11 protein-coding genes are annotated in these 12,089 nt (G+C 45.9%); 7 read left to right on the top strand and 4 right to left on the bottom strand.

What is annotated here, in order from left to right; translation table 11 throughout:
* The coding region (locus K8S15_06910; GenBank protein MCD4775767.1) for a hypothetical protein at positions 1-559 on the top strand (559 nt) is incomplete at its 5' end.
* A 29-nt stretch (positions 560-588) separates the two neighbouring features.
* Here K8S15_06910 and K8S15_06905 read toward each other — a convergent pair.
* A complete protein-coding gene (locus K8S15_06905) occupies positions 589-1,020 on the bottom strand; it encodes a 60S ribosomal export protein NMD3 (protein ID MCD4775766.1) in 432 nt (143 codons plus the stop codon).
* 101 nt (positions 1,021-1,121) lie between these two features.
* Between K8S15_06905 and K8S15_06900 the strand changes: the two genes are divergently transcribed.
* Both K8S15_06900 and K8S15_06895 read left to right on the top strand, forming a co-directional pair.
* Positions 1,122-2,123 carry a hypothetical protein gene (locus tag K8S15_06900; GenBank protein ID MCD4775765.1) on the top strand — a complete coding sequence of 334 codons (1,002 nt, stop codon included), beginning with the start codon at positions 1,122-1,124 and terminating at the stop codon, positions 2,121-2,123.
* 570 nt (positions 2,124-2,693) lie between these two features.
* Positions 2,694-3,221 (top strand): hypothetical protein, encoded by a 528-nt coding sequence (locus K8S15_06895; GenBank protein ID MCD4775764.1) that lies wholly within the window; start codon positions 2,694-2,696, stop codon positions 3,219-3,221.
* Here the strand turns inward: K8S15_06895 and K8S15_06890 are convergent.
* On the bottom strand, positions 3,218-4,069 hold the full coding sequence (locus tag K8S15_06890; GenBank protein ID MCD4775763.1) for a hypothetical protein: 852 nt from the start codon (positions 4,067-4,069) through the stop codon (positions 3,218-3,220). The two genes, K8S15_06895 and K8S15_06890, sit on opposite strands and share 4 nt — an antisense overlap.
* A 239-nt stretch (positions 4,070-4,308) precedes the next feature.
* Between K8S15_06890 and K8S15_06885 the strand changes: the two genes are divergently transcribed.
* From K8S15_06885 to K8S15_06875, 3 genes are all read left to right on the top strand, one after another.
* Complete coding sequence (locus K8S15_06885) at positions 4,309-4,836, top strand: hypothetical protein (protein MCD4775762.1); 528 nt, start codon at positions 4,309-4,311, stop codon at positions 4,834-4,836.
* Positions 4,837-5,117: 281 nt separating this feature from the next.
* Positions 5,118-6,566 (top strand): trypsin-like peptidase domain-containing protein, encoded by a 1,449-nt coding sequence (locus K8S15_06880; protein MCD4775761.1) that lies wholly within the window; start codon positions 5,118-5,120, stop codon positions 6,564-6,566.
* Between the two features lie 16 nt (positions 6,567-6,582).
* Positions 6,583-7,050 (top strand): YbhB/YbcL family Raf kinase inhibitor-like protein, encoded by a 468-nt coding sequence (locus K8S15_06875; protein ID MCD4775760.1) that lies wholly within the window; start codon positions 6,583-6,585, stop codon positions 7,048-7,050.
* Between the two features lie 41 nt (positions 7,051-7,091).
* Here K8S15_06875 and K8S15_06870 read toward each other — a convergent pair whose 3' ends face one another.
* Positions 7,092-9,302, bottom strand: coding sequence for an SUMF1/EgtB/PvdO family nonheme iron enzyme (locus tag K8S15_06870; protein ID MCD4775759.1), 2,211 nt, complete (start codon positions 9,300-9,302; stop codon positions 7,092-7,094).
* Between the two features lie 123 nt (positions 9,303-9,425).
* Entirely contained in the window at positions 9,426-9,860 is a 435-nt protein-coding gene (locus tag K8S15_06865; GenBank protein ID MCD4775758.1) for a hypothetical protein, read from the bottom strand.
* A gap of 268 nt (positions 9,861-10,128) precedes the next feature.
* Between K8S15_06865 and K8S15_06860 the strand changes: the two genes are divergently transcribed.
* Entirely contained in the window at positions 10,129-11,280 is a 1,152-nt protein-coding gene (locus tag K8S15_06860; protein MCD4775757.1) for a hypothetical protein, read from the top strand.
* Positions 11,281-12,089 lie beyond the last annotated feature (809 nt).

The raw sequence follows: 12,089 nt of genomic DNA, 5'->3' as shown, positions 1-12,089 counted from the left end.
ATCGATAATTTTCCCTGTGTTTTCCGATGCTGTTATTTTTCAAACTGATTTCAACGAGTTGCCTAATAACTGGTATGCTAATTCAAGTTGGGAATTCGGTCCATATGGAGCTGTAACCAATTCTTCCTGGCCGGATACATGGTGGGATGCAGATATGCTCACTACTAATTCAAGCACCGAGCTCGTCTACTTCATTCCGGATGGAACGGACTCCATTATTGTTACAATACCATATTACCTCCTTGCACAAGTGTCAGAAGGAAATGCAAATTTCAATATCCTGATGAAAGCATCTGGTTCTACATGGATTGAAATATGGAGCAGGTCACTATCATATGAGGGAACAATTAACGAAACCGCGACAATCAATGCGTCTCCCGATTGGATTTCCGGAGGGGAATGGATCGGTATCCGTTTCTATGGCTATGGTTCATGCATCGATGTTGGTTCTCTTTCTGTTGACTGGCGAATATATGGCCTTACCATTACTGCAATAGGTGATAGCCTGGCTCTCGACAACGCCACATGGGCAGATATTAAACATATCTCCGAATGGTAATGACACGACTAATATATGTTTGACTGTACTCATATAATCATTAGTCTTTTTAACCGAACTGCGCAGCCGGGCGGGGACTGAACAGGATACACCGCACCGCATTTCTTACAGGTATAGATGGTTCCATGAGGTAGAACCCAGGGGTCTTCAAAAGAGGTTCTGCAGTTATCGCAGTAAGGATCGAATCTGGCCAGCGTAAGATCTCCATGGAAAGTACCGATAAGCATGGAAGAGGTTCCCATACCGGGGTCTGTTTCCTGCATCTTTCTACAGGAGTTGGCTAGGGTTTCAATCCAATAGCTCCTGGGCACATCAATATCCGACTGACAGCTGTTGCAGTGGGCTTTCTCAAGAGGACCGTCAAGATGCAGGGGCATGTCACATCTGGGGCATTGTATACTGAACTCTCGAATATCCAGCAAGAGGAAGACATTTTCTGCTTTGAGAATGTAATTGTCCAAAACATCCGCCTGGATATATCCTTTATTTTGAGTATCATACATACAGAGTCATTTGGTTTTTAAGCTCAATCAGATACCAGGCTATTCGGAATGGAGAAGAAATGCTGCGACTGACAATCTTTGCATTCATCCTCTTAATCCTTGCATGCTCTGATTCAACAGGACCATCATTTTCCCAGTATTCTCGGGTTTCTGTTGTCAACACATCCACCGGTTCAATCGTCGCGAATATCGAGCTGGACCCAACTTTTCACCGTGACATCATCATTTCTCCCGATGGCCGTTACACCTACATTAACTCATCAGAAGGTGATAACATTATACAGATTGACTGCCTTTCTAATTCTATAAGCGGTGGTCTTGATTTAGGAGGTCACAATTATTATCTCGGACTGTGCATGAACTCGCTGGGAACAGAACTATACACAACCTTCGAGGGTGAGCTTTTTATCATAGACAGTCCATCTCTTGCGATAACTGATACTGTCCAGTTGAACTGTACCATGACTCTTGATATGGCGTACAGATCGGGAACTGATCTGGTCTATATTCTTTTCCTCAGAACCTCTGGACCGGGAACGCTGGTGGTCGATGTTGAACAGGGCGAAGTTGTCGATACACTCAGTCATGCTGCTTTTTCTCCTGTTTTCTCCGAAAACGGAAATGAGCTTTACATCTCCGACAGCAGTAATCAGCTTATCTGCATCGATCCGGATACAGACAAGGAAATCGCATCGGCAGATATTGGTAATTATATAACCGATATCTGCGTCGTACCCGCTTCAGACAACATTTATGTATCATGGAAAAATTTCCCTGCCGAAGGAGGAGTACTGGCTCTCGACAGGAACACTCTGGAGGTCACCAATTCCATAGGTATGTCTTTCGAAGCTGATAACCTCTGTTATGTGCCGGTGCTGAATCTCCTGTACGCTGGAATATCCAGCGGACGTTATGATAACCGGATCATGGTTGTAGATCTGCCGGGTTTTGTTCCATCGGATGAAATCAAAATCTCCAACTGGCTCGTGAATATGGCCTCGGCTCCATCGGGTGACTTCGTTTACTGTAATATCTTCATGGACGATAGCACGGATAGATAAGATATTTGCATGTCTATATCTTCCAGAGAATTCCAGCTTTTCCCTTAGACTCGCAAAGCTCAATCTGAAGAATACTAGGAAAGTTGATTTTCCACGATCCTATTACCCTCTCCTAAAACAGCTCATCCATACGCAGATGTTACCTTTTTCTGCCTGAAACTGACCATACTGCCCGAAACAAGCCTGGTCAAACATTCCCTCCAGCAGCTTTTCACTGGATGCGCCGCATCATGGTACACTCCCCCACTGAAGCCGCTGTGCTTCCAGCTCCGCATCCGTTTTATCCGCCTTGCAGCGGAGCATACATTCATGTTCGGTTCACCATGCTTGTTTAATTATGTATACAAATGTTTACATGCCGGGTCAAGGATAAATATCACATTGAAGATCTGAATCAGGCTGTTATTCTCTTAAAGTTAGTAATTCTCTGAGGTTAGACCGGGATAATACATACATAGGGTCTTCACTTCTGGCTTTGACCTGGGTATATTTTCAACAGTATTATCTGTCTGGGAAAAGGAGGGTAGCAAAGCTTCCCGTGCATGAGTAGGTTCAATACGGAGTGAAGAGATGAAAAAGTATCTATTGCTTATTATGCTGGGTACTGTTCTGCCGGGAGGTTTGATCCGGCAGGTATCAGCACAGGACGTACTTGAACAAAAACCTGCCGAATCCGAATATTGGATCAACGGCGGTTTTGGCCCCGCCAAACCAGATTATGGATTTGGTCTTACAGGCTCTTATCGAACAGGTTTGCATATTTTCTCAGCGCGCTTTTTGTATTCCACCGAGGTAGCTATTTTATCCGACTCCAGAGAGTTTCTGGAAGGGGCAATCTTATCAGGGCTGGCGTGGAGTACAACGTATGGTTTGATCGGTCTTGAGACAGGCATCGGTTTTGTCAGTGGAAGTTGGGATCTATCCGGTCAAAGCGAAATTGAAAGTTTTACTACCATAGGATTACCAGTTGCAGTACAGTTGTTCTGGACTCCCACCGAGAAACTGGGTATAGGCTTGTACGGTTATGCCAATTTCAATTCGCAGGAACACATGGGCGGTTTACTTATCTGTCTGCAGCTGATCAATTTTGCCGGTTAGAACTGTGTCTTCAAACTCCCCCAGGTGGATTGCTCTAGCGCGGACTCGGTGAACTGAACCTCAGCTATCCATCGAATTGTACCGTATACTTTATAGCTCCAGAAGAAAGTGTCTGTGTCCGGGTAATATGTCAGTCCAAGTGACTGTGTAAAATTACTCAACCCTGGATTGCCCGATCCTATATATGTCATGCTTGAACCGTCGAATTCGAAGAGGAACCATTCCTGAAAATCGTAACAGGTGACGAATATGCCGAGATTGCCGTTGTATGGGAACACGGCAAGTCCACTCATCTGCCCCGGAACATCAGTTACAGCATAAAAAATGTTGCTGCCAGTCTCGTCTATCCTGTAGATACCATGTGAAATACTGCTGCTGTACGTTTCCCAGATGTAGTTTCCGTCATTCTGGAAATCCATACCTCTGCCGTTTGATCCGGCAGGATTTGGAAATGCAACATCCCAGGTAGTACCATCGTGATAACTAATATTGGTGTGGAGATAACAATTTATGTACCACCAATAAGGGGAAGGCCAGTTATGACAGCAGCCGAAAGTGTAGGAACAGCGGGTATAAATTGTCCACACAGGGTTTCCGGTACCCATTTCCACCGCTCGGATCAAGTGGGCGTTTTTATCCATAACCACAAGCTGGCTGATTTCTTCCTGAGTATCCAGACCGAACATTGAACCAGCAGATGACACCTGGAAGGTGTTCAGAATAGTCAACTCAATCGCATCACCTCCCACGGGAAGTGTTCCCTCGGGAATCGAACTGTCACGTCCATCCTCATCCACCCATCCCAGGGCTGTGAGGGCAACGACGAACAGAAATATCAGATCTTTCATCCTGTCTCCTTTCTTTCAAACATGTTAAGTATATTTAAAATATGAACGGGAAGCGACATACGAAAAGTGAATCCGGCTCAGCAGCTGCCCTGGAGCGGGTTCGTTTTGATACATGAAAAGGAAATACAGCATTCACTCCGGACTTTGACAGGTGTATGTTTTCAACAGTATTATCTGTCTGGGAAAAGGAGGGAAGCAAAGCTTCCCGTGCATGAATAGGTTCAATACGGAGTGAAGAGATGAAAAAGTGTTTATTGTTTATTATGCTGGGTACTGTTCTGCCGGGAGGTTTGATCCGGCAGGTATCAGCACAGGACGTACTTGAACAAAAACCTGCCGAATCCGAATATTGGATCAACGGCGGTTTTGGCCCCGCCAAACCAGATTATGGATTTGGTCTTACAGGCTCTTATCGAACAGGTTTGCATATTTTCTCAGCGCGCTTTTTGTATTCCACCGAGGTAGCTATTTTATCCGACTCCAGAGAGTTTCTGGAAGGGGCAATCTTATCAGGGCTGGCGTGGAGTACAACGTATGGTTTGATCGGTCTTGAGACAGGCATCGGTTTTGTCAGTGGAAGTTGGGATCTATCCGGTCAAAGCGAAATTGAAAGTTTTACTACCATAGGATTACCAGTTGCAGTACAGTTGTTCTGGACTCCCACCGAGAAACTGGGTATAGGCTTGTACGGTTATGCCAATTTCAATTCGCAGGAACACATGGGCGGTTTACTTATCTGTCTGCAGCTGATCAATTTTGCCGGTTAGAACTGTGTCTTCAAACTCCCCCAGGTGGATTGCTCAAGCGCTGACTCGGTGAACTGAACCTCGGCTATCCATCGGATCGTCCCATATACTGGAAATCGACTATATGGATAAGTACTCCTGTTCTCCGAAACAATGAGCACTCTGTTGATACCTCCAGAAACCCAGGCTTGAAACCTCTGTTTTCAGAAATAAGTCGCCAGTAAATGGCGGGAGCGTAAACCTTCGATTAGAATACAACAATTGCGGAATACACGAATGAAAACACAGATGTAAGGATTGTAATGAAACTCTGGACAATATTTTTTGCGCTTACTTTCTTCACGGTTGGCCTGGCCACGGACATAGATCAGGCTATGGTAAAGATATACACGAACAGCATGGCGTATGACTATTACATTCCCTGGAGTACCGAAGCTCTCAGGGAAAGCTCAGGCTCCGGTTGTGTGGTCGATGGGAACATGATACTTACAAACGCACATGTTGTAAGCAATGAAACCTACCTGCAGGTGCGGAAAGAGGGTGATCCCAGGAAGTATCAGGCTTTTGTTGTTGCCGTGTCCCATGACGCAGACCTTGCGCTTATAACCGTGAACGATGAATCTTTCTTCCAGGGCATAGATCCTCTGGAACTGGGTGAGCTTCCACACCCCAGAGAGCAGGTTACAGTCTACGGCTACCCGATGGGTGGAGATGCCCTGAGTACCACTCAGGGAGTTATCTCCAGGATCGAGAGCTATCGCTACGTTCATAGCGGTCTTTCTCTTCTAACAGTGCAGATTGATGCGGCTATCAATCCGGGGAACAGCGGCGGACCTGCCGTCATCAACAACGAAATCATCGGCGTTGCTATGCAGACCATGACACAGGCGGACAATATAGGTTACGTGATTCCGGTTCCTGTGATAAGGCACTTTTTTGAGGACATGGAGGACGGAAACTACGACGGTTTCCCCGCCGCCGGATTCAGCTATCAGAACATTCGTAACAGTGCTTTTTCCGGAAGATTCGGGATTGAAGAAGAACAGGCAGGAGTGATGGTTACACGAACTGCCTACGGCTCACCTGCAGCGGAGGTGCTGGAGCCGGGTGATGTGCTGATGAAGATAGACGGCAGATCAATCGCGGGGGACGGAACGGTGGAATTCAGATCAGGCAGCCGAACCAGACTGGATTATATGGTGAATCGACGCCAGATAGGCGAGACAATTCGCCTGGAGATAGTCAGAGAAGGAATCCCGAAGACAGTTGAGATAACACTAAGCAAAACATTGCACGATCTTACAGTTGTTTCCAGCAAAATTTATGACACTAAGTCAGAGTATTTCATTTTCGGAGGAGCCGTGTTCATGCCCCTTACTCTGAATTATCTTGAAGAATGGGGCAGTGACTGGCGCCTGTACTCCGTTGACTATCTCACCTACCCGTTCTTGTTCGACAACTGGCGCACGGAAGACAGAGAGGAAATAGTCATCATTACTTTTATGCTGGCGGCTGAGGTAAACGCCGGTTATGAAAACATTCAGAGTGAGATAATCGAAATGATAGATGGTGTTCCGGTAAGCAGTTTCTCACAATTCGTTGAAATGGTTGACGGAGGAACGGGACAATTCCTTGAGCTGACCACCAACCTGGGCAACATCATTGTCCTGGACAGGGAAGAATCCATTACTGCCAACGATGAGATACTTGTCCGTTACGGTATTCCGGTGGACAGGGTTGTATTCCAGTAATCAGGAGGAGGAGAAAATGGTAGCGATAGTCTTTGCCTTGTGGAGTTCAGCTTTCGCAAACGGAGATCTGATACCTGTTCAATTCACTGCGGACGGTGACAACATTTCTCCGCCGCTTGAATGGGAATGCAGTTTTGAGGCGGGATCATATGCCCTTATCTGCGAAGATCCAGACGCACCCTCAGGAAATTGGGTTCACTGGGTTGTATACAATATTCCCGGTGAAAAAAGAGTACTCGAAGAAGGAATGCCTTCAGAAAGAGAGCTTGAAGATGGTACGCTTCAGGGGGAAAACAGTTGGGGTAACATAGGATACGACGGCCCCGCGCCTCCTTCGGGAAAACACAGATACATCTTTACGCTGTACGCCCTTGAGGGACGAATACATCTGGCCCCCGGAGCCACTGCCGAAGAATTGAGAGAGGCTATTGAAGGGCAGACAGTGATGCGGACTGAATACATAGGGGAGTACACCCGGGAATGAAGTGCTGGTTCACTTAACCCGGAGGGTAATTACGAAGTTCCCTATTCCTCTGCATCCTCCTGAAACATGCTTTCGAAAGAATCCGCAAACTCCCAGCAGCCGTTCTCGAGAATGAGTTCAATCTCATCCTCACTGCCATCAACGACAACCGGTACAATTGCGGTATCGCCGTCAATAATAGCATCGCCTATCTCTATTGCAACGGAGCTGAGGTCAGGTAAAACATCTTCAGCCATGAGGCTTATTGAGAAGAAATCACCAGCTGTCAAATACTCAACCTCTTCTGCAGTGATATCAAACCCCATAGAGGTAAATATCTCAGAAGTACCTTCAGGATCATCCATAAATGGTTCTGTGATACCAAGTAAACCTTCAGTTGCTTCTGCCGGTAAAAGGGAGAGAACCAAATATCCGTTCGAACTATTGTATGCGTCAAAAAATACTTTAACAACCATCTCCGGAGTTCTAGATACTCTCACAAGACGGAAACCCACATTACTGAAACGACTGCCGGGAACAATGTAACAGCGTTCCGCCGATCGGCAATGGAGAGCTTCGAAGGCCTTATTACCGCAACGATAGATCCGTAAAGAATCCCTTCTACCGACCCAGGCGCTGCCATCTGACGGAGCGCCTGAATAACTGTCATGATAGGTATCTTCGCACCATTCAGACACGTTGCCACTCATGTTGTACAATCCCCATGGATTGGGTTCCTTTTGAGCCACCGGATGAGAAACGTCATCGGAGTTATTTTTGTACCAGCAGTATCTGTCAATTAAGCTGACAGGCGACACATCTCCCCAGTAATAGGATGTATTTGTTCCTGCACGGCATGAGTATTCCCACTCCGCTTCAGAAGGAAGACGGTAAATGTAATCTGGATCCATGGCATTCATGGCAACAGCAAATCTCTGACAGTCATTCCAAGATAGATAATACATTGGATAATAGTATCCTTCTCCACTCAAACCCCATTCGGGATTTGCAATATCCCGGTAGCTCCTGAGATCAGTTCCCATGATTTCGAGCCACATCCCCTGTGTTACCTCCGTGGTCATCAGCTCGAAAGCACTAATATCAACTCTGTGCTGAGGGCCTTCATTGTCGTAACGACCATCCTCCGAAGAGGGGCTGCCCATTAGAAAAGATCCCGAAGGGATATGCGCGAATTCCATTCCTTCAACCGGACCCGGAGAAACTTCTTCAATTTCTATGCCGGTCTCTGATACCGCATGCAGCTGAGCCAGTCGTTCATGCGCATAATCCGGAATCTGGTGTGTCAATTCCCGGTCGGTCATCATCTCCACGTAGATTCTGTAGTGCCCTCCCGCCTCGGCAGGTTCACCAAGTGCCCAAAGAACATCCGCTATGTTGAGATGAGCAACCATCCGTTGTGGTTTCAGATCAAGAACCTTTCTCAGAACTACCAGGGATTTATCAAGATCATCTGTCTGCTCAAGAAAATACGCGTAGTTGTTCATGATCATGGCGTACTCGCCCAGACCCATGTATTCCGAATAATCACAATTTACATAATCCAGGCTGTCCGTGAAAGCGGTAAACCACTCTCTATCTGTATGAAGAAAATCGGCAAGATCCCCGAACAGATCCACTGCTTCCTCGAAATTGCCCTCGGCCTCTGCATCCCCGGCGGCTCTGTTGATGCTTCTGAGCAATCGGGCGATCATTTCATCGGTACTGTAATAGTTGCCGGGATAGAACATATAGTTCAGTTCATCTATTGCTTCAGCGATATCTCCCTCGGCCATAAGACTGTCTGCTCTTTCTACTGCGTCCAGAGATGGGTCTCCATTGATGTATCTTATAAGCTCCAGCGATTCACTCTCAATATCCCATCGGTAACAGCCCTTACAATATCTCGCGGAGAAGGACATCTGGAAGCAGAGACATATCAGACCTTCATCTTCGTCATAACTCGCGTCTGATTTAGTGAAGTTATGGTTTCCCCTGTAGCCGCCAGTCGCCAGTAGAAAAGGAATATCGGTATCAGCAGCTGTTCCCAGCAGATAGATATCCAGCGAGTCCCCCTCAACTTCAATACCGACTATACGAAGTTCATGGATGCCATCCGGGAGTTTCTCGGGATCGAAGTGGTAAACTTTCGGATGGAAAGATGGAGAAGTAGTATTCCAATGCTCCAGTAACTCACCGGAAATAGGCTGATAATCAATCTGACTCCAGGCGATGGATACGATGAACAGAAGCACTGTAATCAATACTCTTCTCATTTATCTGACCTCCGTGTGTTATTCTAAAATCCGAATCACTTCCAATTATCTCTCGGTCCTGCTCCGTGCTGAAGACCTGTTCATGCATGAGCTGCTGCTGTTCTCCAGGTTTACTTTTAGTGTTCAGTCCACCCAGAATTCGTCTATTTCTCCGTTTTCAAGATTGTATTCCAGATACAGAGAAGCAATCCCTTCGCAATATTCTGTAAACAGTATTTCTATCCAGGTGATCAGAAGGGAGTTGCTGCCGGGCTGAAGGGAAATCACACATACCGGAAGAAATGTATAGGCGTCATCACCATTAAATCTGGGCTGCCATGAGTATACCAATTCCCAGTTATATTCCAGGCCATCGGAGATGCCGCGGAACAGTTCAACCGTTCCCTGGTCTCCGTCGTTGAAAAGCCTCATGTAAAGAAGCGCTCCATCCAGTGTAGAAAAGTCTCTATAGTAAGCCCTGTCGATTATCTCAACTCCAGCTGGATCATCAGGAAAACCGTTACCTATAGCTGCGGCAATTGAAACGAGACAAATGGTAAAAGCAATTGAAGATTTCATCAGTACTCCTCTGTTGATTGTATGGATATATGATAATCGTTTAGAACGGAGTTCACGAATGCATAAATCTATCCAGCTAAAGATGTGATACTCAAGCTGTTTTAACCGTGGAACATCTAAATAGAATGTCGAATTTTCGAATTCTCAAAAAAAGTTTGTATAATAACACAGAAGAATAACAATATTTGATAAATACACGCAAACTAACAGCTTGATGCAAACCTGAGGTTATCAGTCAGGTGGTATTACGGAAGGAGACCCATTCACTATGAGAATACATAACAAATTAGCTATAGCCCTGTCATTTGTGCTTACTGTTGTTATCGGGTGCGGAGAGGAATCAGCGCCGGCTTTCGAAGATACGGAGCCGAATGAAGAGCGAGTCTCCATAACTGTGATTGACTCAATTGGTGTAGAAATAGGGGACAGCAATTACGTTTTTGCCTCGATAGACGCTCTTACACATGGTCCTGACGGTAATATCTACGTTATGGACAGAGGAGCCTGCTGCGTGAAAGTCTATTCCCCCCGTGGGGAATTCGTAAGAACCATAGCGCGTGAGGGAAACGGTCCCGGTGAGATCACCGCCTCGTTCGCAATGGCGGTTCTCGGCGACGGAAGGATTTCTATCTGCGCCCCCATGCAGGGCGGAATACACAATTTTCTGCCTGACGGGGAATGGGAGGGACTGTCCGCTGAGTTCACGAACAATCCACCGATGAAGATGGTCGGAGCTGATTCCAACGCCTATATCGCGCTGAAACTTACAATTGATGTTGTCGATGGAGAACTGATTTCCAGTTTTCTAATAGGAAGGTACGAGGAGGATAACGAACCGTCTGTGCTTTACTACGAAACGGATTTCCAGTTCGACCCGACCGACCTGACCGGACTGCTCAACCAGACACTCTTCAGTCATGAATTCTTTGCTGACAGATCCGGCAATGTATACATCGCTCCCTACTCCACCGAAGACTATATCGTAAATGTTTTCGACAGAGATGGAAATCAGCTCCTGCACATCGAAAAGGAAGTCCCTCAGGTAGAGAAATCACCGGGGGAGATCCAGGATGAAAAAGCCTGGATGGAAGCCTGGTTGAGGAACATAGGCGCGCAGGGGGTTGTGATAGAATACAATCCGGAACCGTACAGATGGATGATAAGCGATATCGGCTGTGACAGTGAAGACAGAATATGGGTTAGAAGAGGAACCGAGCTTGCGCCTGTATTCGACGTTTACGATGCCCAGGGTAATTCACTTTTCGTAGCAGAAGTTGAAGGTATAGGAGATGATGGCCAATTCTGGGATTTCATCATCGATGAATATGGTATTATGGCATACTCGCTGAATCCGGATTACTACTCGAAGATATGGCTGATGGAAATTTCTGAAGAAAAAGTCGAATGGGAAAGTATGTAACCTGAATCTTGAACCTCGAGAAGGATTGCTTTAAGCAGATCATCATCAACATCTTCCAGAGTCTTGCCAAGCCTCTCTAACTCTGTGGGATTCTCCTTCACGAAGAAGACATTCACTGCAATGGCGGTGAATCTGATGATAATTTCAATAAAGATACCGCGGTTATCTTGAGATGAAATACTCTGTAGTAATGCATTGAAACTAACTGGCGATAACGGAGTAATGCGTTGATATTCCACGCATATGCGTAGTATATACACGCATTATGAAAACGCTTGAATTCATCCTTTCCTCAAGAACCCGAGCTGAATTATTTACTATCCTGTTTGGCTTAAACCATTATTATCGGACTATAATGTCAGTTCCGGAAATACTGGGTTCAGAATGGAACGAGACTGCGGAATATCTAAATGCCTGCAGGATGAAGCGGAACAAACTTGAATATAACTATGCCGGTGCGGTCACAACTTCAGATATCAAAGAGCTGCTGGTATTTCTACAAGGATTCAAAGAGGAAGTTCAAGATTGGTTAAATAGAAATCATCCGGAACTCACCTAGCTCATTCATTTTGTCGGGGGTTGTTTCTGAGTTGGTACCCCTTTATGACGTGGATGCGGGGGGTTGAAGACTATTAAATTGATTAGTTAGCGGTACTGTTTTATTTGATTAGCACGCAGAAGCATATTAAATGGACGTCCCTCTCAGCTTGGTCCGGAGTCAACATGCCTTCATAAGTGTGGAGAATGCTATCTATCGGTAATCATGGGTTGCACTCCAAAATTATCATGATATATTTGGAATACACTCC

The sequence above is a fragment of the Candidatus Aegiribacteria sp. genome, assembly GCA_021108005.1.
Taxonomy (GTDB): Bacteria; Fermentibacterota; Fermentibacteria; order Fermentibacterales; family JCC-6; genus Aegiribacteria.
This window is presented reverse-complemented; position numbering and strand designations above follow the sequence as displayed.